General features: G+C 62.2%; 16 protein-coding genes. 5 read left to right on the forward strand and 11 right to left on the reverse strand.

Annotated elements, in window-relative coordinates; genetic code table 11:
- Positions 1-28 precede the first annotated feature (28 nt).
- The 9 genes from AYJ54_RS01585 to AYJ54_RS01625 form a co-directional block, all read right to left on the reverse strand.
- Positions 29-4,339, reverse strand: a complete 4,311-nt coding sequence (locus tag AYJ54_RS01585; RefSeq protein ID WP_063696135.1) for a strawberry notch-like NTP hydrolase domain-containing protein — start codon at positions 4,337-4,339, stop codon at positions 29-31.
- A 466-nt stretch (positions 4,340-4,805) separates the two neighbouring features.
- Entirely contained in the window at positions 4,806-5,177 is a 372-nt protein-coding gene (locus tag AYJ54_RS01590) for a hypothetical protein (RefSeq protein ID WP_063678745.1), read from the reverse strand.
- Between the two features lie 118 nt (positions 5,178-5,295).
- Positions 5,296-5,535 (reverse strand): DUF4326 domain-containing protein, encoded by a 240-nt coding sequence (locus AYJ54_RS01595; protein ID WP_063678761.1) that lies wholly within the window; start codon positions 5,533-5,535, stop codon positions 5,296-5,298.
- Positions 5,536-5,933: 398 nt separating this feature from the next.
- Positions 5,934-6,212, reverse strand: a complete 279-nt coding sequence (locus AYJ54_RS01600; protein ID WP_063696136.1) for a hypothetical protein — start codon at positions 6,210-6,212, stop codon at positions 5,934-5,936.
- Complete coding sequence (locus AYJ54_RS50500) at positions 6,209-6,361, reverse strand: hypothetical protein (RefSeq protein WP_161491263.1); 153 nt, start codon at positions 6,359-6,361, stop codon at positions 6,209-6,211. Before AYJ54_RS50500 ends, AYJ54_RS01600 begins: the two co-directional genes overlap by 4 nt.
- 122 nt (positions 6,362-6,483) lie before the next feature.
- Entirely contained in the window at positions 6,484-8,601 is a 2,118-nt protein-coding gene (locus tag AYJ54_RS01605; protein WP_063696137.1) for a ParB/RepB/Spo0J family partition protein, read from the reverse strand.
- A gap of 343 nt (positions 8,602-8,944) precedes the next feature.
- Positions 8,945-9,088 carry a hypothetical protein gene (locus AYJ54_RS50505; protein ID WP_161491791.1) on the reverse strand — a complete coding sequence of 48 codons (144 nt, stop codon included), beginning with the start codon at positions 9,086-9,088 and terminating at the stop codon, positions 8,945-8,947.
- A 312-nt stretch (positions 9,089-9,400) separates the two neighbouring features.
- Entirely contained in the window at positions 9,401-10,594 is a 1,194-nt protein-coding gene (locus AYJ54_RS01615) for a hypothetical protein (RefSeq protein ID WP_063678749.1), read from the reverse strand.
- Positions 10,595-11,167: 573 nt separating this feature from the next.
- Entirely contained in the window at positions 11,168-11,992 is an 825-nt protein-coding gene (locus AYJ54_RS01625; RefSeq protein WP_063678751.1) for a ferredoxin--NADP reductase, read from the reverse strand.
- Between the two features lie 621 nt (positions 11,993-12,613).
- On the opposite strand from AYJ54_RS01625, the gene AYJ54_RS01630 reads away from it, so the two are divergent.
- The gene (locus AYJ54_RS01630) at positions 12,614-14,533 is read left to right on the forward strand and encodes a methyl-accepting chemotaxis protein (protein WP_245328844.1); all 1,920 of its coding nucleotides are present in this window, start codon (positions 12,614-12,616) and stop codon (positions 14,531-14,533) included.
- A gap of 154 nt (positions 14,534-14,687) precedes the next feature.
- Here the strand turns inward: AYJ54_RS01630 and AYJ54_RS48775 are convergent, their stop codons facing one another.
- The gene (locus AYJ54_RS48775) at positions 14,688-15,119 is read right to left on the reverse strand and encodes a hypothetical protein (protein WP_136623363.1); all 432 of its coding nucleotides are present in this window, start codon (positions 15,117-15,119) and stop codon (positions 14,688-14,690) included.
- 249 nt (positions 15,120-15,368) lie between these two features.
- Here AYJ54_RS48775 and AYJ54_RS01635 point away from each other — a divergent pair, with 249 nt between their 5' ends.
- The 4 genes from AYJ54_RS01635 to AYJ54_RS01650 all read left to right on the forward strand — a co-directional run bounded on the left by AYJ54_RS01635 (position 15,369) and on the right by AYJ54_RS01650 (position 19,277).
- A complete protein-coding gene (locus tag AYJ54_RS01635) occupies positions 15,369-15,899 on the forward strand; it encodes a DUF1269 domain-containing protein (RefSeq protein ID WP_027555251.1) in 531 nt (176 codons plus the stop codon).
- 437 nt (positions 15,900-16,336) lie between these two features.
- Positions 16,337-16,618, forward strand: coding sequence for a hypothetical protein (locus tag AYJ54_RS01640; RefSeq protein ID WP_063696140.1), 282 nt, complete (start codon positions 16,337-16,339; stop codon positions 16,616-16,618).
- Between the two features lie 181 nt (positions 16,619-16,799).
- Entirely contained in the window at positions 16,800-17,819 is a 1,020-nt protein-coding gene (locus AYJ54_RS01645; protein ID WP_063696141.1) for a patatin-like phospholipase family protein, read from the forward strand.
- 3 nt (positions 17,820-17,822) lie between these two features.
- Positions 17,823-19,277 (forward strand): GntP family permease, encoded by a 1,455-nt coding sequence (locus tag AYJ54_RS01650; protein WP_063696142.1) that lies wholly within the window; start codon positions 17,823-17,825, stop codon positions 19,275-19,277.
- A gap of 110 nt (positions 19,278-19,387) precedes the next feature.
- Here AYJ54_RS01650 and AYJ54_RS01655 read toward each other — a convergent pair whose 3' ends face one another.
- Positions 19,388-20,635: a phospholipase effector Tle1 domain-containing protein gene (locus AYJ54_RS01655; protein WP_063696143.1), complete on the reverse strand. Its 1,248-nt coding sequence runs from the start codon at positions 20,633-20,635 to the stop codon at positions 19,388-19,390.
- Positions 20,636-20,642: the final 7 nt, after the last annotated feature.

Consider the following 20,642-nt stretch of genomic DNA (forward strand, 5'->3'; position numbering starts at 1 on the left):
CATGCCAGTTCGAAAGCATCGCGGCGCATCAGGCGGCCTCCCGCCCGCTGATGCGCTCGATCGGATAACAGTCGAGCACCTTCGACAGGATCGCAACGCCGCTTGCGTCCGTGGGCACGAACATGCGCAGCTTCCAGGAGATGATCTCCGCAAAGAGGCCGTAGGTGCGCAGCCGGTCGCGCATCGTGTCGCTAAAGCCCGCCAGTTCGATGCGGTATGCGGCCATGACCCGGGCACGGCGGAGCTGGAGCCCTTCCGCAAGCTCAAGGACGGTCCGTCCCTCCATCAGGGCGGCGAAGGCAGCATCCGCCGTCAGCGCCGGCGCGTCCGCCGAAAGGATATTCGCGACCCAGCTCGCCGAGACCTTGCGGCCGATGATCCGCTCGCCCGCATCGGTCTGAAGCCGGTAGACCCGGGTCGACTCGTTCGGCAGCCGCTTCCAGATCGGCAGGAGTAGGCCTGCCACAATTTGGATAGTGCTTTCCGTGAATCCGGGGATCTCGGCAAGCTCCGCCAACCAGGCGGCGCCAAAGCGTTCGCGGTCCGCTTCGATCCAATGGCTCTCCGCCATCATCTTTGAGGGAACGCTGTGCTGCTCCATCGGCCGGATCAGGCGGACGCAGCGCTCAATCTCGCCATCATCAAGCATGAAGCTCGGAGCTGGAACCTGCACGGCGGCTCGTCCCGAGCGCTCATTGATCAGCATCACCGCACAAGGATCGGACAGACGAGCACGAACCTCATCCAGCCTCACGGGATGATTGCGCTCGCGCTGGGTAATCGTGAGCAGCCGGGTCTCGGCGCCCGTGCCCGGATGGACGTAAATCGTTCGCCGGTCGGTGACGACAAAGCTCTCGGCGCGGAGCGTCTCCAGTCCGAGATCGTAGGTGCCGGACGCAACCGCTCCCTCGATCCGGACGGTCAAGAGCTGCTCGAAGACAGTGAACAGGATGTTCTGAAGCTCGATCGTGAGTGCCAGCAGCCGGTTCAGAAAGGTCGTGATCGGCGGCAGGTCATCCCTGAGCCCGTTGGCGTCGGTGAGCTTTAGGCCGGTCGCCTCCTCGAACCGCTCGAGCGAACAACCCTCGACCTTGCCGCGCGCCAGCAACGTGTAGAGCTGGCGCAACGCATCACGGCCATAGAGGCTTTCGAGATTGTCTTCGGGCCGGAACAGGCCCTGCCCTCCGGTCTGGCGCTGGCCGCGCGTAATCGCTCCCAAGGTGTCGAGGCGGCGGGCAATGGTGCTTAAGAACCGCTTTTCGGCCTTCACGTCGGTCGCGATAGGACGAAACAGCGGCGGCTGCGCCTGGTTGGTCCGGCCGAGGCCCTGGATCGCGGCGTCCGCCTTCCAGCCGGGCTCGAGCAGATAATGGACACGCAGCCGGCGATTCCGCGCCGACAGTTCGGCATGGTAGCTCCTGCCCGTGCCGCCCGCGTCGGAGAACACGAGGATCTGCTTGACGTCATCCATGAAGGCGGAGGTCTCGGCGAGGTTGGCCGAACCGGCCCGGTTTTCGACGACCAGCCTGTTGGCCTTACGAACGATGCGGCGCGAGCGGCCGGTCACCTCGGCGACCATGTCGGCGCCGAAGCGCTGCACAATCTGGTCCAGAGCGCCGGGGACCGGCGGCAGGGAAGCGAGTTTTTCGATGAGGCGGTCGCGGCGCGCGACGGCCTCCCGGCTCTCGACCGGCTGGCCGTCGCGATGGACAGGCCGGGAGCAGAGGTTGCCTTCCTGATCCGTGAAGGGCTCATAGAGCTGGACCGGGAAGGAATGGGCGAGATAGTCGAGCACGTACTCGCGAGGGGTGATATCGACCCGGACGTCGCCCCACTCCTCGGTCGGGATTTCGGCGAGCCGGCGCTCCATCAGCGCCTCGCCCGTCGAAACGATCTGGATGACGGCGGCGTGACCGGCCTCAAGATCGCGCTCGATCGATCCGATCAGCGACGGGGTCTTCATCGAAGTCAGCAGATGGCCGAAGAAGCGCTGCTTGGCGCTTTCGAAAGCCGATCGCGCCGCAGATTTTGCCTGTCCATTCAGCGTTCCGGTCTCGCCGGTGATGTTGGCGGCCCGCATCGCGGCGTCGAGGTTGTTGTGAATGATGCTGAACGCGTCGGCATAGGCGTCATAGATGCGAACCTGCTCCGGCGTGAGCTGGTGCTCAACGAGCTCGTAGGCGACGCCCTCGTAAGAGAGCGAGCGGGCCGCGTAGAGGCCGAGCGCCTTGAGGTCGCGCGCCAGCACCTCCATCGCGGCGACGCCGCCCTCCTCGATCGCCTCGACGAACTCGGCCCGGGTGGCGAACGGGAAATCGTCACCGCCCCACAATCCCAGCCGCTGTGCATAAGCGAGATTGTGCACCGTCGTGGCACCAGTCGCCGACACATAGACAATGCGGGCATTCGGCAAGGCGTGCTGGAGCCGTAGCCCCGCACGCCCCTGCTGGGACGCGGCCTGGTCGCCGCGCTCGCCCTTAGCCCCGACCGCGTTCTGCATGGCGTGGCTCTCGTCGAAGACGATCACTCCGTCGAAATCCGAGCCCAACCATTCGGCGATCTGCCGAACGCGCGAAAGCTTTTCGCCCCGCTCGTCGGTGCGCAGCGTAGCGTAGGTGGTGAATAGGACGCCTTCCGAAAGCCTGATCGGCGTGCCCTGCCGGAAACGTGACAGCGGCGTCACAAGCAACCGCTCCATGCCGAGCGCGGACCAGTCGCGCTGCGCATCCTCGATCAGCTTGTCGGACTTGCTGATCCAAACCGCACGACGGCGGCCTTTCAGCCAGTTGTCGAGCAGGATGCCTGCGACCTGCCGTCCCTTGCCCGCGCCGGTGCCATCACCCAAGAACCAGCCGCGGCGAAAGCGGACGGAGTTTTCTGCATCCTCGCGCGCGGCCGCCACGACATCAAAGGTCGCATCGACCGTCCAGGAGCCTGCGAGGAATTCGGCATGCGCCTCGCCGGCGTAGATGATGCTCTCGAGCTGGGCATCCGACAGAATGCCATCGGCCAACACACCCGAAAGCAGGTGCGGGCGATAGGACGGCTTCGGCGGCGCAACGGAGGCCATCGCCGCGGACTGCACGAGCTTGGTCGGATGTGCGCACGATCCGGGAATACGGATCGACTGCAACCCGTATTCCTCATAAAGCGCATCGGTCAGCCGGGCGCCTTCCGGCGGCGACCATTCGACCGTCTCGTACACAAGCTCTGCGCCTTCTGGCGCCACTCCTTCCGAAGCGGACGACTTAGGTGGCGTAGAGGCGCCGACCGACGATGCCGTCGCAGGGCGGTTTATGACACCGGTCAAGACCGGGGCCGCAACGGGCAGCCTCGCCGGCACATGCAGGCTCACCCAGTCGAGCAACGTTGCGACATCACTCGCTATGCCCAGCGAAGCGGGAAAGACCGTCGGATCTGCGGCGGCCTGCTTGTCGATCACGAGGAGCCTTGTGTCGATTTGTGTCCCGTGCTTGGCGTAAACGGCGCCATCGATCGCGGCAGAAAACACCACCCGCCCGCGCTCCTGAAGACGAACGAAGGCATCTCGCCATGCCGGATTGTCCGGCGCAAAACTCGCGCCGGTAATTGCGACCAGACGGCCGCCGTCGCAAAGACGCGTCAAGGCCGAGTTGATGTGCCGGAGCGCCGCGTCCGCCATCCGTCGATCGACGTTCGCCAGCGCCGAGAACGGCGGGTTCATCAGGACGACGCTCGGTGCGACGGCCGCATCGAGGTGATCATCGATCTGGGCGGCGTCGAACTGCGTCGCCTTAACATCGGCGAACAGATAATCGAGCAGCGAGGCGCGGGACTCGGCCAGTTCGTTCAGCACCAATGCGCCGCCGGCGAGCTCGGCAAAGATGGCGAGCAAGCCGGTGCCTGCCGAGGGCTCCAGAACGCGGTCGGCCGACGTGATGCCGGCTGCGGTGCATGCTGCCAGCCCCAACGGGATCGGCGTCGAGAATTGTTGAAGCGCCTGGCTGTCCTCGGAACGCCGCGTATGGGTCGGCAGACAGCTCGCGATTCTCGTGAGCATGGGCAGCATCGCGGCAGTCGAACCGGCCTTGGTCCGCATGGCCGGGCCGAACTTGCGGAGGAACAGAACGGTTGCCGCCTCGCAGGCATCATAGGCCGTCTTCCAGCTCCAGACGCCAGTGGCGTCCGAGGCGCCGAAGGCCGCCTCCATGGCGGTGCGCAGAACAGCGGCGTCGATACGACGGCCTCGTTCCAGATCGCTCAAGAGCTGTCGCGCAGCCCTGATGACGGCAGAGGTGAGGCTTGCAGCGGCACGCATCGAGAGCGGCGCGGCGGCGCCGCCGGCGAGAGATTCGGTCATGGCAGGATTTCTTTCGGAGAGCTGGGACGGGCTGAACCGCCCGGCACTCTCCTGAAACCGCCGCGGCTCAAACCCGTCCTGGCCCTCCTCTCGCTCTCCTGCCGCGGCACCGATGAGGCGCCATTCTCAATCACCGCGCGGCCCCCTCGCGAACCGGCGCTATTATTTGAGATGAGCCCCGATCAGGCGGCAGGTGGATCGATGATGGGGTCGTCATCAGGAGCGGTGCAGCCGATGAAGGCGATGTCGCCTTCGCGACGCTCGTCGATTTTCAATGTGCTCAGGATGCGCTCCTGACCCCATCACGGCTCTTGCGGCTGTCTTGGCCGCCTCGATCGCCCTCGCGTCGGTATCGGCACCGATCGCAAGTTCGTCATTAGGCGCGTCGCCAGAAAGCGACCTTGAACGATGAATCGAGTCATGACGCACCTCTCATTTCGAAAAGCGCCGGAAGACTGCAATGGCGTCAAACACGGCACACCTCGCGGATCCAGTACGCAAGCTCCTCAGGCCTGTTGAGCAAGTCGAGCGAGGCGAAATTGTTGGGACCGCCGACATAGTCCTTCCGGCCGCTACAGGTGCGAAACAGGATGCCGCGCTGGAACCCCATCGCCGATTGCGATGCCTGCACGTAGAGCTGATCGCTATGCAGCGTGATCTCGCCGGAGACGGCAATGCCGCCCTGGTTGGAGCGGAGATCATAGTCACCCGGTTGAAGGCCAAGAGCCGTCGCAACGTGGCGAAGCGCGGATCTGGCGCGATTGTGAAAGAGGCGCTTGGCCGCGGCGTCGTAGGCGATCGGCCTGCGAAAGTCGTGAGGATTGGATTTTCTGGGCATGGGAAGGACTCCGGGAGCGGGCAAACACATCCCGGCGGCTCGCTCTCGCCGCACGCCGGGCTCGCCCGCGCTACCTGCCCACCTCTTCCTCTCATGCCGCAGTCTTGACGGCGCGCCATCATGCGATGCGCGCCTCGCGCGCGGCGTTGGCGAGCCGCAGCAAGAGATCGCCATGGCGGGCGCGCGGCGCGCAGAAGCAGACGAGATCGCGGCCACGCAACTGATCCAGCCCACGGAGCAGATGATGCTGGTCCGCCAGCCACCGCTCGTATTTTGCGATGACGGTCGCGCGGTCACCGTCGCGGCCGATCCGGAACGGATTGCCCCACTTGCAGCCGCGAACGATGTAGACGGCAATTGTCGGGAACTCTGCGCATCGTCTGCCTCCTGTCTGTCGCGTTGCGGTGGACTGGCAGCGGGGCGCGGGCCCAGCATCGGCGGTCACGCAAGACCATTAGGTCCGTCGCGGGAACGGCTTGCCCGTTGACGTCCGATGCGCCGCGCCCAGACAGGACAAGCCGCAACGCGAGGTCATGAGGAGCGGAGGGGTTAAAGAGTTCTCAGCACGCGTCACCGGCAACTAGTGACGGTCGCGCGTCGGAAGCCCGGTGGATGGTGGTGGTCGAGCGAGCCTTCGCCATAGATAACGCTTTGCCCGCAGCGGCATCGATCAGCTCAGAGGTAAAGGCGCGACCTGCGCGATGAACTCGTCGAGAAGATCGTTCGTGGACTTGCCGAGGATTTGATCGGCCGAGATCACGACGACGGCGCCTCCAAAACCATCAGCCCGCATGCGCGAACAAGTGAAGGAAGAAACAGCCGATACGTACTCCAATATCGGTGACGCCGAACGATGTCCTGAATGATGAACTCCCAGGATGTGGTCGTAAGATCGAGATCGAGCTCCTGTGATGGCCGCTCGCCGGCCTCAAGCTTTGCCAGGTGCTCTGTGGCGATCCTGTTGGCGGCGTTCACGCCGGCCGCTTGGGACGCAGCAAGTGCGGCTTCGAGCGCTGCACGCTGAACGGTGGTCATGTCGGCGGGACCGACCTCGGAAAGAAATACCACCCCTCGCCGTCACGTTCGGCATCGAAAATGCGAGAGAGCAGCAATCGCTCCAGCGGAGTCATATCCACCTCGGGAATCGTCTGCTGAACCACGGTCGCGGCGTAGTAATCGGGCATGTGCGTCTCCCCTGAAAAAAAGCTGAAAGCCCGGTGCAACGGCCGGGTTGAAGGAAAAAAGAGCTGCGATGGGAGAAGTACGGGACGGCCGGAGCCGTCCCGCACTGAGCTGTCATTTAGTGTCATTCGGCAGCATCGAGCTGTGGCTCAGTCTCCTCGCCAGCGTCTGCCCGATCCTCCTCGCCGGCGAGGAATTCTGGCAGGAACCCCGCCTCGTCCTCCTGCTGCGCTGCCGGCGCCGCGGGATCGGCGAGGCGTAGCGGCTGTGGCAGCCAGCCCGAACCGTCGAGGAGACGCTCGGCCTCTTTGGCCATGTCGCCCTTCTTGAGATGATCAATGAGCTGCGCCGAAGATTCGCCTTTGGCTTCCCGAACCGCCTCCAGGATGCGGGGCTTGGTGACACGGCCAAGATAGTTGTCGACATTCGGTCTCCACCCACCTCGAACCATGTCGAGTCCAACGGCGCGCGCCAGGACATCGGCTTGGTCAAGTCGCGTGCGAACGTCGTGGGCGGAGACACGGCCCTGATTGTAGCGGCTCGCCGGCTCGTAGAGGGCGTTGACTGCGAACGCTGCACAATGAGCGAACAGGGATGCCTGCGCGGTGGCGTCGAGCGCTGTCAGCGCATCCCAAAGATCGTTCTCGCTCTTCGGCAAGCGTACTTTCCAGGACTCATGCCGCGCCTCGACCGCTTTTGCGGATGCGCTGTCCCGCAGCCCCGGCGCTTGAGCGGGAAAGGTCGGCGTGCGAAGTCCGATCTCAAGGCAGCTTCCCGATGGGGCGAACCGATAAAAAGCGGTCAGCACGAAGTTGTGCAGTACCGCCTGGAACGCGACCGCTGGATGGTCTGCCAGCGCATTGCGCAGTGCCAGCGTGCGATGGGCTGTGAGCTCGGTGATGAGCCGATCCGGCAATGGCCTTTCCGCATCCTCATCATCTTCCTCCGGTTCGCTCGATTCGCCCGCAAGCGAGATCACCGCGCGCGCGGCCACCTCGCCTTCAGCCAGGGACGCATCTGCGCCCTGCCCGGCATCGAAATCGGCCGCAGGGGCCTCATCTTCGGAGCGGACATAGCCCCGATCGACAAAAAGCCGTCCTTCGGAATCGATACTGACGAAGACGCCGGCTCTGGCAATCTCGGCCGGCTCAAAGATGTGCGGTCGGTTGTCGAAAGCTGCGAGCGCCTCCTCCAGTTCGCCAAGCCGTGCATCCACCTCATCGGGCAGTTCGTCGGCGTCTTCAAGTTTTGCCTGAAGCGCATCGTATTCCGCCTGGAGCGCATCGAGGCTCGCCTGTTGCTCGGAAGTCAGATCAGCCGGCACGCCCGCGAGCCGGCGGAGCCCCTGGTCATGACCATAGGGAAAGTTTGGGGCGACATCGATCCACTTCCAGCCTTCGCCTGCGATCGCCTCGGCCTCGGTCCGCAGCTTCTCGGCGACGAGACGATCGAGCAAAGCGACGCCCTCGAGCCAGCCGCCGCCATCCTCTTCGAAGAGATCGCGCAGCACATTGCCACCGGCCGCCTCGTAGGCGGCGAGGCCGACAAACTGCACGCGTTTGTCGGAGGCCCTCACCGTGCTCTCGGTCAGCACGCGCCGGATCTGATACGGCTCGTCGTAGCCCGATTTGTTGACATTCTCCCAAACCTGTTCCTGTCGGACGTGATCGGCGCTCACCGAGAACGCCATCAGCTGTTCGAGCGACATGCCCTCGTCGGCGTAGACGTCGAGCAATCTCGGCGAGACGGCTGCAAGCCGGAGCCGCTGTTTGACCACGTTGACGGAGACGAAGAAGATGGCCGCGATGTCTTCCTCGGAACGGCCTTGTTCGCGCAACGTCTGAAATGCACGAAATTGGTCGAGGGGATGGAGCGCGACGCGATGCACGTTTTCGGCGAGCGAATCCTCTTCCGCGCTGATCTCGGCGCCCATGTCACCGACGATGCAGGGAACCGGCGCGGTTTTCGCAAGACGCTTCTGCTTCACCAGGAGTTCGAGCGCGCGATAACGGCGGCCCCCGGCGGGCACCTCGAACATGCCGGTTTCCTGCCCGTCGGCATCAAGGACCGGCAGCACGTAGAGACTCTGCAACAGTTTTTCGCGGTGGGCGATGTCCTCCGCGAGATCCTCGATCGAGACGCCGGCCTTGATCCGCCGTACATTCTTCTGGCTCAAGACGAGTTTGTTGAAAGGAATGTCGCGGGACGGCGAGAGCTTGATCTTCTGAACGGCCTTTGCCATGTCGGTTTCTCCGGAACGGGCGGCCGGGAGCCTCTCTCTCGACCTCCAACCCGTTCGCGCAAAAGGCCTGCCCTCCTCTCACTCTTTCTTTTCTGCGGGGAACGGCGATGCTTGGCGGCTGGCGTCCTATCAGGAAGCCCTGTCGCGCCTTCGCATCCCGGATCGGACGGGGGGCCGAAACCGCTGGCACGGGTCGGCACAGGCAGATATGTTGGCTGGCATGAGCCACTACATTTTGGATGGACACGAGCCCAAGCGCACGGACCCGGTTTCGTGGCGGCGATGGTATGAATCAGCCGACCGTGTCGTCGCGAGGACCGAGATAGGTCCGGACGTCATCATATCAACCGTATTCGTGGGTCTTGATCTCGGATGCGAAGCAGATCGCCCCCTTGTGTTCGAAACCGAGGTCATGGAAGCCGGCATAGCCTCCGTCGACGCCCGGCGGGAGCGTTACCCAACATGGGCCGAAGCTGAACGCGGTCACGCAAAAATCGTAAGCGAGTATCGCGGCATCTAATTGGGACAATTAGTCCTAGCGCTTTAGGCTGTTGTTTGCGCATGATCTTCGGAAAACCGCTGCACGCTTTTCCGGAGCATGCTTTAAGCGCGCATTCTCTGCGCGGCGCGGAACTTCGAGTTTGTCGACGGCCCCCGAAGGGGCCGTCGTGGGATTTTGGCTCGCGATGAGGATCGCATTGCCGCCGCTTCCGAGAGCGGAGCAACATCGAGCGCGTGCATCGGAAAGACGTAAGACGCACGAGTCCGGCAGGTCCGAAATTCCCAGGCGTCGCGGAAGTTACGCCGCCCGGTCGAGTAGTTTCTTGGCCTTGGCCTCGATGTCCAGGCGGGCATCCTGATGCGGCTTGTCGCGCGCGACGGCGGTGATGCCCTGCACGAAATCGAAGATGCTTTCAGGCGGGCGGCCTTCCTCCGCCAGCACTGCGTCGATCACCTTACCTGTCTCGGCCTTTGAGAAGCCGCGGCGGCGCAGAAACTCGGTGCGATCCTCGTCGCTGCGTGCCACGATCCGCTCGCGTGCGGCCTTGATTCCATTGACAAAGGGCATGGGTGAGGAGTTGGCAAAGTTCAGCAGTGCCGGCGCCGCCTCGTGAGCGAAGCGGGAGGCAGCGTATTTGGAGTGGCGGATGGTGATCTCCTCGAAATCTTCCACGCCCCAGAGATTGCGATTTTGGCAGACCGCACGGAGATAGAAGCTCGCCATGCCGAGGGTCTTGGCCCCAACTTCCGAGTTCCAGCAATAGAAGCCCCGGAAATAGAGGTCGGGGGAGCCGTCCCGAAGACGACCCGCTTCGATCGGGTTCAGGTCATCGACCAGGAAAAGGAAGACGTCCCTGTCGGACGCATAGAGCGTGGTCGTGTCCTTGGAAATGTCGACGCGGGGATTGTAGATCCCCGTTGACCAGTCGAGCACACCAGGCACCTTCCAGCGCGTATCACCCGTGCCGTTGCCGGCAATGCGCTGCACGGCCTCAACCAATTCGTGATCGTAGATCCGGCCATAGTCAGGGCCGGTGACGGCGCGAAGCTCAACGCGGCTACCCTCGGTCTCGAGCGTCTTGATCTGTTCGACGCGATTGGCAGTCAGGCCAAATTGCAGGTTGATGCCTGCGAGTGCCGCGGGGAGCTGCCGCAGGTAAGCGGCCGGAGCGCCGACCTGGCTTGCAAGCTGACCGAAGCTCCAGTGGGTCGGCGCGACCGGCCTGTCCGAGCCGGGCAACATCAGGGACAAGCGCACAGGATCGGCACGACTTGCCTCCACATGGATGAGCGCGCTTTCGACCACGCGCGTCCGGCTGCGGTCGGTGCGATCGCGCACCGTGCGGGCCAGCTCGTTGAGCGACAGGTAGCGCTCATCCGCGGGACGGGAAAACCACTCCGAGGAGACCCGACCGACGCGCTCGCCGCGACTCACATCCACTCTGTAACCGCCACTAGCGCCGCGGCGCGCATCAAGAACTTGCATATTCATGGGGACAATCTCCATGACGGGCGCCGGAAGACTCTCCTCCGGCCTCAACCCGTCACGGAAATCCAGCCCCCACTCTTCCTCTCCAGCTCCGTCGGTCACTGCGCACATCTGAGCCGGAGAATGTCTCTCACCCCACCGCGTCAGGGACGGAAGCCCGAAGGGTGAAGACCCGGCATGGCGGGGCTTCAGCGTCAGCCGACGGCCCGATCCCGAAAGGGGGACGCCCGTTCCTTTGCAAGTGCGTACCGCCAAGGAAACCTCGCGAACGAGATTGACGGACGTCGCGAGTCCGGCATGATCGCATGATCGGCCGGCACCGTTTCCCACTCTGGGACATGTTGGACCAAGCCGAAGTCACGCACCTTCTCGCGCCGGAGCTCAGTCAGACTTGGGACGGCGGCGCGACCCTCCGAGCGGACATCCACCAGACGATCCTGGGTGAGCGCGGTCAGCACCGCGCTGCACACGTAAGACGATCGCCCTAATCCAGCGGTCAGTCGTTCGCAGCGAGCAGATCGCCAAGCTCATGTTGTTTGATTTTCTCGACCGTATTCGCCCAAGGCTCGCCTGGGATCATCTGAACGATGTCGCGGAATACGGCTGCAAACGCTTGACTGCGTGCCTGATCATTGAAGCGCGCGGATTCTCGGCTACGAATTCACCGGGCGCGCCGTCATTGCCTTCGACAAAACCCTTCGCCATCAACAGCTCGCGGGTATCGCGCACCAGCGCAGGGCTGCCGCAGATCATGAGCCGGTCGTGCTGAGGATTGAGTTCGGACATCTCGAGGTCCGAAAACAGCCTGCCTGACGCGATCAGATCGGTGATCCGGCCGCGGTTGAAGAAAGGCTCGCGCGTCACGGTCGGATAGTAAATCAGCTGGTAGCGCACGAAATCGCCGAGCAGTTCGTCTCTCGGCAGCTTCTCCGTGATCATGTCGCCATAGGCGAGCTCGGCGACCCGGCGGCAGCCATGCAGCAGCACGACATTCTCGAATCGCAGATAGGTTTCGGGATCCTTGATCACGCTCAGGAACGGGGCAAGCCCGGCGCCGGTCCCGATGAGATAGAGATTACGTCCCTGCTCGAGGTTGTCGATGATCAGGGTTCCGGTCGCCTTGCGGCTGACGATGATCTCGTCGCCTTCCTTCAGCTGCTGCAGACGTGAGGTTAGGGCACAGTCCGGCATCCTGATCGAGAAAAATTCCAGCCGATCCTCGTAACGCGCGCTGGCGAGGCTGTGGGCACGCAGCAGCTGGTTCTCATCTATCTTCAGCCCAATCATGGCGGATTGACCGCTGCGGAAGCGGAACGACGCACTCCGCGTCGTGGTGAAACTGAAGAGAGTGTTGGTCCAGTGATGGACGCTCAGCACGCGTTCCTGGTTGAACTTACTCATTTCTCGATCGAGTGTCGTGCACGAAGAATTGGGATGCGCTCTCTTCGAGAGAGGCAATGGTAAATTTGAGCGACGTTGCTCCGGCCGGCACCGTACGTACCGAACGAACACTCGCGCTTCTCAGCCGAGTATGGCGTCTCGGCTTCAGATTGGAGCGTGTCGTACAAACGATCCTGCGTTCTCGCTGTGACCTCGCGCTCTGTTGTAACGCTGCAGAAGCGGCTCCAACAAAAAAATATTGATGTTCCGAGTACCGCTTGGGACTGACTATAACGAGCCCTCGGTAGGAATTTATGCAACGAGCTGCAGGTTGACGCTTTATTCCAGCGCAGGGTCGCTTTCTTCGACGGATTTCAACATCGCCCCTGCGACGAGCTGAAAGAGAAGTCATGCGCTTCGAACAGCGAATTCAGGATTCCGAAATCAATCTGGACTAATTAGCCGGCCGTCATCGGTCGAACCAAGCAGGCAGCTCGCGTTCAGCCCGATATGGATAAGCGTCCGTCGGAGCACTGCGCCGGGAGCATAAACTCTTCAAGGAGTACAATGAGCGCAATTGCGACCAGAATTGTCGGGCAAACAAGGATTCGCCGAGACTTCCGCATTGGATTGCGTGGCCAAATGGCACTGCTCGGCCTTTCCGGAGTGCTTGTCACAGGTGCAATCTGCGCCGCCGCCCTGAAGTACGCGAGCCTGGTCCAGAGCGATGCGAACGCCAGCAACCAGTTCAAAGCTCACGTCGCATCGTTGTCGCAAAGCTTCCTGGAGTCGCGACATATCGCGAGCGACTTCCTGCGCAAACCCAGTGAGGTGTTGATCGAGAAGCATGCCGAGAGCTATGAGCGGCAGCTGGCGGACTTAAGTCGCGTGGAAGCATTTGTGACGGCTTTGCCCGACGATGACCCGCTGAAGCAGGCGACCTTCCTGCGACCGGCGGTTAATCTCTATTCAACGCGCTTTCAGAACGTGGTCTCGGCGCAGCGCAACCTCGGCTTCAACGAGGATGATGGTTTTCAGGGCAAGCTGCGCAACGCCGTGCACACCGTCGAGCAACGGTTGCCAGAGCTGAACCAGCCACGCCTCACGATCTTGATGCTGATGATGCGCCGGCACGAGAAAGACTTCATCATGCGGGGCGATGACAAATATGGCGATCAACTCGCAGACCGGGAGGCAGAATTTGAAGCCGCGCTCGCTCAGGCCAGCCTGCCAGCGGAGGTGAAATCCCAAATCCTCGAACTGATCCGCGCATACAAGTCGAGCTTTGTGTCGTTCATGGTAACGCAGGAAGCGCTGGCTGACCAAGTCGACGATCTCGGACAGATCTATGACCGCATCCGCCCGGGGCTCGCGAAGATCATAGCTGCCGCTGACGCGCGCTCGCAAGCTTCAGAAATGCGAGCTGAAGACATTCGACGGAAACTGATCTGGGCGATTGGGCTTGCAACGATGCTCGCGGGCCTGCTTGCCTTACTGTTCGGCCGGCGCATCGCCAAAGCAGTCGCTTCGATGACGGCGGCTATGCGCCAACTCGGCAACGGTCGGTTCGACGTGGTTCTGCCCGGCCTTGGCCGAAACGACGAGCTTGGCGAGATGGCCGAAGCGGTCGAAATGTTTAAGCTGAAAGCCCGCGAGAAGGCGCAGGCGGAGCTCGATGCAAAGGCCGAACAGGATCGTACAGCCGCCGAGCTGCGTAAGGCCGACATCGCTCGGCTCGCCGGCGAATTCGAAACCGCCGTGGGCAGGGTCGTCGATACCGTCTCCTCCGCCTCCTCAAAACTTGAAGCCTCTGCACGCAGCCTCACCCGCACGGCTCATCACAGCCGGCAACTCTCGGTCGAGGTCGCCTCATCTTCGGATGAAGCATCCGCCAACGTTCAGCATGTCGCGGCCGCGACGGGTGAAATGGCGGCAACCATCGCGAGCATCGGCCGGCAGGTCGAAGAAGCGGCCAATATGGCGCGCGAAGCGGTTCGCAAAGCCGAACTCAGCGACCGGCGCATGGTCAGTTTGGCGGTCGCGACGGAGAGGATCGGCAGCGTGGTCGAGCTGATCGCTGCCATCGCACGGCAAACCAACTTGCTAGCGCTGAACGCGGCAATCGAAGCCGCGCGCGCCGGCGATCTCGGCAAAGGTTTCGCTGTTGTAGCCCAGGAGGTGAAATCTCTCGCGACGCAAACCGCGCATGCCACGGTTGAGATCGGTGAGCACATTGGCGGCATTCAGGCGGCGACGACTGAATCGGTCTGCACAATTACCGAAATCGGCACCATCATCGGCGGCATCTCGGAAATTGCCATGACTGTGGTCGACGCCATCGGAGAGCAGGAGGCAACGAGCAAAAGCATTGCGCTCAACGTGCGGGAAGCGGCGACCAGGACCACCCAGGTGGCGGCGAGCGCCGGTGAAATGACCAACGGTGCGAAGGAAACCGGAGGGGCTTCGATGCAGGTACTGATGTCAGCCGAACTCTTGTCTGAGGAAAGCTCCCGGTTAAAGCACGAACTAGACAGCTTCCTTGGCAGGATTCAAGCGGCTTAGGCGGGCATGTCTACGTTGCAAGTTCGTCTGAAATGCTTTCTTGCGCCGTCGTGTTACGCGCTCTCGTCACGGTGAGCTGAAGCATCTGCCTGCCCTCGAGAAGAACAGACAATGGCGGCAGTCGCTGGTCGTCTTCCTGACAGGAATCGCGACCTTACGCCGCCTGACTTCTTTTACGCCCTGATTTCTTCATCGGCAGAACGCCGGAATAGGCCGTTTCATTCGAACGCCTGCGGAAGATCACGCCAAGGGAGCCGTACGCACGATCTAAAGTGCAACTACCAACCTTGGCAATTGATGGCAAAGGCGGACACATGGCAATCGTAGTCGTAGAGAAATCGACTCGAACGGGCCAGATGAAATGAAAGACGTCCTGCTGGGCACGGTAGCTCTTATCGCACTCGCCACTTCGGCCTCCGCCGCTGAACTGGCGTCGCGCCCCCACATCAAAGTTTTGCCAAGGATCACTCGGATCCACGACCGGAATCGGCAACACGGCAAGTGATCTTCGCATGTGCTCTCCCCGACGGCTTCTGGAATTGACAGCATCATCGACGGTTTGGCCGAACAAGTCGCTGTCGGACATTCGTAAAGGTCCTGCGGGAAGGATGAACGTTGGCTGGTCACCCTCTTTTGGATGGCGCGCGCTTTTTTTGCTCGGCGCGCCAAGGCCGCGGTGCGATCTCAAGAAATGCGAGACGGCAGGTTCGCTTATTCACGTCAGCAGCTCAGGGTTTGTTCGGATGCACTGGCTCGCGGCTTAAGCTCGCACTCCCACTATTGAGCGGGTGTCTGGCCCGCGGGCGGCTCCGCCGACAACGCCGAGGAGAGTTTCATGTCTGATCTTGTTGCGATCGTGTACCAGACCGAGGCGAAGGCCGAGAAGGTGCGTCAGCGGCTTCTCAGACTCCAGAAGGAGTATCTGATCAGCCTTGGCGACGCGGTGATCGCGGTAAAGACGGACTCGGGTAACATCAAGCTTAATCAGTTGGTGAACACAACGGCCATAGGCGCGGCGACCGGCAGCTTCTGGGGCCTACTCATCGGGATCATCTTTCTGAATCCCATCATCGGTGTCGCGCTAGGGGCAGCGTCAGGAGCGCTCGGAGGTGCCTTGACGGATTTTGGCATCGACGATGCCTTCATGAAGGAACTATCTACAACGCTCGAACCCGGAAACGCCGCTCTCTTCGTTCTGATCAAGAACATGACCGCGGACAAGGTTCTGAAGGAGATCAAGGACGCCGGCGGCATCGTGCTGAAGACGTCCCTGGATGAGACGAAGGAACAGATTTTGCGCGATGCCCTCGCCAAGGCGGCGCAACCCCTCACCGGGGAACAACCGCAAGGCGCGGCATCATCCTGAACGATCCGATCGAATTTCGTGGGATGACCTAACCGCATAGGCGAAACCGCCCGCAGCCGATTTCTTACCGCTATTGAAGAGGTGTAGAAAATGAGCGTTCTTAATCGCCGTGCTATTCTTGGCCTCGCACAGGGTGCCCTGGCCGCCGTCGCGGTCGGCGCAATCGGTGTTCATCTTAGCGAGAGCGCAGAGGCGATGCCGGTTTCCACACAATCATCCGGCGCCGAAAAGTCCACCAACCGAATGACGTTGGCCCAATGGGGCCCGCCGCCCCACCCGGGTTGGGGACGGCCCCCGCCGCGCCGCCATCGCCGCTGGGTTTGCTGGTGGCATCGCGGCCGTCGAATCTGCGGCTGGCGGTAGGGCCGTTCACGGAGACGGCCGATTGAAGGGCTTATCGCGGAGCCTATCCGGCCCTCGCTCAGTGCGGAGCACTTATGCGCAACAGGTCCCAATGGTTTGTCATGATCATACTGGCGGCCCTTCTCGTCGCCTCGATTTGGTACTGCCTGCAGATTTGGCGCACGACCCCGGCGATGCCGCCGTACGGCAACGTCGTCATGAGTTTGGCCGCTCTCGTGATGGTCGTGTTCGGATCCGGACTGATCGCACTGATGTACTTCAGCGGGCGGAAAGGCCTCGACGAGACGGCACGGATGAGCAGGAGGTCCCGCAAGTGGAGGCCCGTGCGTGATCCGACCCCTGGCCAGGATTCGTAAGCAAAGAGCGAAACATGGGCCTGGCCGACGCTCCGTTCGAACCGGCAGCAATCCTCACCATCATGGACACCGGCGATGTGGTCCGGACGCAGCCCCGCTGGCCGTCGGCGTCGTGGAAACCACCAGTTCGGATCCAAGTTCGGCAATACGCCAAGTCTCAGCCATCCAACGATCGAACGCCATGGACCGATCTCCACTCCTAATCGACCTTGCGCTTCAAGGCGGCGGTTCGCATGGCGCGTTCACCTGGGGCGTGCTCGATCGCCTCCTCGAAGAAAAATGGCTTGAGATCGTTGCCATCTCCGGCACCTCGGCTGGCGCGATCAATGCCGCGGTCCTGGCCGACGGATGGACCGCAGGCGGCGCCGAGGGAGCTCGCCAGGCGCTCGACGAGTACTGGCGCCGTGTCTCGCGCGCAGCGACCTTCAGCCCACTGCAGCGATCGCCGTTCGACCGACTATTGGGTCGCTGGACGCTAGACACGTCTCCCGCATACATTTTCACCGACCTCGTGTCGCGGCTGCTGTCACCTTACGACCTTAATCCGACAGGCTACAATCCCCTGCGCAAGGTGTTGGCTGAAAGCATTGATTTCGAGCGTCTGGCACGCTCACCGATCAAGCTTTTCATCACCGCGACCCGGGTGAGAACCGGGCGTGGGCACATCTTCCGCAACGCAGAGATCACGCCTGACGTGCTCTTAGCTTCGGCATGTTTGCCGACCATGTTCCGGGCTGTCGAAATCGACGGCGAGCCCTATTGGGATGGCGGCTTCGCCGGCAATCCCACGATCACGCCGCTTATTCGCGAAAGTGACGCGCACGACATGATCCTGGTGCAGATCAACCCGGCCGAAAAACCCGAAGAGCCGTGGACGGCCACAGAGATCCTCAACCGTGTCAACGAGATTTCCTTCAACTCGCCCTTGATGAAGGAATTGCGCATGATCGCACTGCTTCGCCGGGCAGTCGATCCGGGCACTGGCGAAGGCGCGCGCTGGGCCAAGATGCGCGCGCATCGAATCAGGAGCGACATATTGGCGAGATTTGGCGCCTCCTCCAAGCTGAATGCGGAATGGGAATTCGTCGCGATGCTCCGCACGGAGGGCCGCCAGGCGACTTCCGAGTTCCTCGACGCGCACAGCGCCGATCTCGGTCGGCGCTCGACCGCCGATCTCGATGTTCTTCTGGCAGAGTGCTGAGCGGTGGGCCTTGTCGGCATTCTCATCGGGCTTGGTCTGCTTGTCCTGTTCGCGTTCCGGGGATGGAGCGTCCTCCTGCTGGCCCCCTTCGCAGCCCTCGTCGCGGCGCTACTTGGCGGTGAACCGCTGCTTGCGAAGCTCACCCAAGTCTTCATGGTCAGCGCGGCCGGGTTCCTGGCTCAGTTCTTTCCGATTTTCCTGTTGGGTGCCGTTTTCGGCAAACTGATGGACGACAGCGGCGCGGTCACGGCCGTGGCAGGCTTTGTGGCGCAGCGGCTCGGGAAGCGACGCGTAGTCCTCGCAGTGGTGCTCGCAGGTGCGCTGGTCACCTACGGAGGCGTGAGCCTGTTCGTCGCGTTCTTCATCATCGCTCCCATGGCCCAATCGCTGTTCAGAGCCGCCGCAATTCCACGCAGATTGATCCCGGCGGCGATCGTGCTGGGGACGTCGACCTTCACCATGTCGGCGCTTCCCGGCACGCCGTCGATCCAGAACGCGATCCCCATGCCTTTCTTCGGCACGACCCCGTTCGCTGCACCCGGTCTCGGCATCGTCGCCTCCCTCATAATGCTCGGCATCGGCCTGTGGTGGCTAGAACGGGCGGCGGCCAAGGCGCGCCGTGCCGGCGAAGGTTTCGGTGACGAGATGTACGGAGCTTGCGAACATGCGGCCGATGACGAACTGGTGCGCGAGCACGCGACGACGGCGCGCGAGTTTGACCCGGCAGAAATCCGGCATGGACTCCGTAGTGACTTACCGACCCCAATGCTGAGCGCCACACTTCCGCTTGTTGTCGTGGTGGCCGTTAATCTAATGATGTCGCTTCTGGTGCTACCGCGGCTCGATGTCTCTTACCTGGCCGAACAGCGTTTCGGTGGTACTTCTCTTGCCGCGGTCGCGGGCGTCTGGTCGGTCAGCATCGCGTTGGCAACGGCCATCGCCGTCGTCATCGCGCTCAACCGTAGCCGACTTCCATCACTCCGGCAGACCATGGACGCCGGCGCCAATGCATCCGCCTTGCCGGTGCTCAGTGTTGGAAGCCTGGTCGGATTCGGCGGGGTCATCGCCGCGCTGCCGGCTTTCGAGCCGGTGCGCGACTGGGTGCTCACCATCGAAGGCGGCCCACTGGTGTCACTGGCATTCGCGACCAATATCCTGGCCGCGCTGACCGGCTCGGCCTCCGGCGGGCTGACGATTGCGCTCGATGCGCTCGGCGAGACCTATGTAAACATTGCTGCACAGACTGGCATCGACCTTTCGCTCTTGCATCGCGTGGCTGTGATTGGCTCCGGCACGCTCGACATCCTCCCGCATAACGGCGCAGTGGTCAGCCTGCTCGCGATTTGCGGGCTGTCGCATCGCGACAGCTATTTCGACATCTTTATGGTCGGCATCGTCACCTCGCTACTGGCGCTACTGGCCGTGATCGCACTTGGCAGCGTGCTAGGCTCTTTCTGAGCAGCGAACCGTAACGATCGGGATTTCCGTATCAACGGCGTGTTTTCGCGGTGAATCTGCTCAATTGAAAGAACGCGCTCTGATCGGACACATTGACAGTACGCGTCCAATCAGGTGGAGACAGCACCACCTGGCGGAGCGCTGACTTTATCTGCGGAACCGCATCCGATCGCGTCGTCGCCTCCGCCGGTTGGGACTTCGAAGTATTTTTTTGCTTTGAGATGGTTTTGCAACGCGGCAGGTCGGTAGAGTCCAAAGCTCGTGAAATTGCGTACCGACTTCATTGCCAGCCGCTCGTAGACGGTTGGGTGAAGTTGCGCCGTGTCGGGCACCTGCCGAACCGCCTTCGCCCATCGAAGCGCAGTCCCGCCCATTCCGACCATACATTCGTCGTGCATCATGCCGTCGGCCGACGGATATAATCTCAGCAAGTTCCTGTCGATGATGACTCGCCCTGTCTCGGGAATCTTCTCGGTGATGAATTCCACCATCCAGGCCAGCGTAATGTCCGACAGGCGCGATTCGTTCTCGGGATAGCTTCCGCCGACATCGGCATGATTGCCGGCGAACCAGATCTGGTCGAACTGCTCCGGCTCACCCTGTCTATCCGGCCACCTGACGGTGCCGCTTCCTCCCCAGGGTACTCGCTTGAAGTCCTTTCGGCCTTCATCGATTGATTGCAGATGCCGCGCGTATTGGATGTCTGATGGGAAATGCCGATCGTAAGCCCACTCGGGGAAGAAGCGTTGCCAGCCGATCGCGGCGACGGCGTCCCAAATCCCGATGAAATAGGCCGAAGCCCCGGCCGGGCGCCCGACCTGTGAACGGTAGGCGTCGCGAAACTGGGCTGCTCTCTTTTCCGCCTCCGCGCCGTCCCTCGGCATCCCAAGCCAGTAGATTGAGGACACCGCGTCTTTGGCGACTTTCCTGAGGGAATTCGGATCGAGACTGATCGGCTGGCCATTCCGCTCCCTGGTCGGAATGCCGCACAGCTCGAGCACATGCGCAAGACACCTGGCGTTGTAGGCGCCGCGGCTGAAGCCGAACAGGTAGATGCGGTCTTCCGGCTCCCAGACGCCGATGATTGCGACGTAACAATCGATGATCTTCTTCGTAACGCCGAACCCGAACATCTGCTGAACCGTCTCTTTCACCCCGTCCCAGCTGTTGTTATGTCCAGGCATCGGCGTCCCGATACCGGGAATGTAGAGCGCCAATTGCTTGTTCGGGTCGATGATCGATTCAGGCCCGGTGCGCGTTGCCCGATAAAGTTTGTAGACGTTCGTGCGGCTCTCGTCCGGCAGGAGACCGCCTTCGTTGCCCGTGCCATCGGCGAACACCAGGATGTTCTTAGCCATTTTAAGT

It is taken from the genome of Bradyrhizobium centrolobii (assembly GCF_001641635.1).
GTDB lineage: Bacteria > Pseudomonadota > Alphaproteobacteria > Rhizobiales > Xanthobacteraceae > Bradyrhizobium > Bradyrhizobium centrolobii.

What these genes read in the sequence shown, in the direction of transcription:
- AYJ54_RS01585 (WP_063696135.1), bottom strand. Translation starts at nt 4,339, where the DNA reads ATGACCGAATCTCTCGCCGGCGGCGCCGCCGCGCCGCTCTCGATGCGT.
- AYJ54_RS01590 (WP_063678745.1), bottom strand. Translation starts at nt 5,177, where the DNA reads ATGCCCAGAAAATCCAATCCTCACGACTTTCGCAGGCCGATCGCCTAC.
- AYJ54_RS01600 (WP_063696136.1), bottom strand. Translation starts at nt 6,212, where the DNA reads ATGACCACCGTTCAGCGTGCAGCGCTCGAAGCCGCACTTGCTGCGTCC.
- AYJ54_RS50500 (WP_161491263.1), bottom strand. Translation starts at nt 6,361, where the DNA reads ATGCCCGATTACTACGCCGCGACCGTGGTTCAGCAGACGATTCCCGAG.
- AYJ54_RS01605 (WP_063696137.1), bottom strand. Translation starts at nt 8,601, where the DNA reads ATGGCAAAGGCCGTTCAGAAGATCAAGCTCTCGCCGTCCCGCGACATT.
- AYJ54_RS01615 (WP_063678749.1), bottom strand. Translation starts at nt 10,594, where the DNA reads ATGAATATGCAAGTTCTTGATGCGCGCCGCGGCGCTAGTGGCGGTTAC.
- AYJ54_RS01625 (WP_063678751.1), bottom strand. Translation starts at nt 11,992, where the DNA reads ATGAGTAAGTTCAACCAGGAACGCGTGCTGAGCGTCCATCACTGGACC.
- AYJ54_RS01630 (WP_245328844.1), top strand. Translation starts at nt 12,614, where the DNA reads ATGGCACTGCTCGGCCTTTCCGGAGTGCTTGTCACAGGTGCAATCTGC.
- AYJ54_RS48775 (WP_136623363.1), bottom strand. Translation starts at nt 15,119, where the DNA reads ATGTCCGACAGCGACTTGTTCGGCCAAACCGTCGATGATGCTGTCAAT.
- AYJ54_RS01635 (WP_027555251.1), top strand. Translation starts at nt 15,369, where the DNA reads ATGTCTGATCTTGTTGCGATCGTGTACCAGACCGAGGCGAAGGCCGAG.
- AYJ54_RS01640 (WP_063696140.1), top strand. Translation starts at nt 16,337, where the DNA reads ATGCGCAACAGGTCCCAATGGTTTGTCATGATCATACTGGCGGCCCTT.
- AYJ54_RS01645 (WP_063696141.1), top strand. Translation starts at nt 16,800, where the DNA reads ATGGACCGATCTCCACTCCTAATCGACCTTGCGCTTCAAGGCGGCGGT.
- AYJ54_RS01655 (WP_063696143.1), bottom strand. Translation starts at nt 20,635, where the DNA reads ATGGCTAAGAACATCCTGGTGTTCGCCGATGGCACGGGCAACGAAGGC.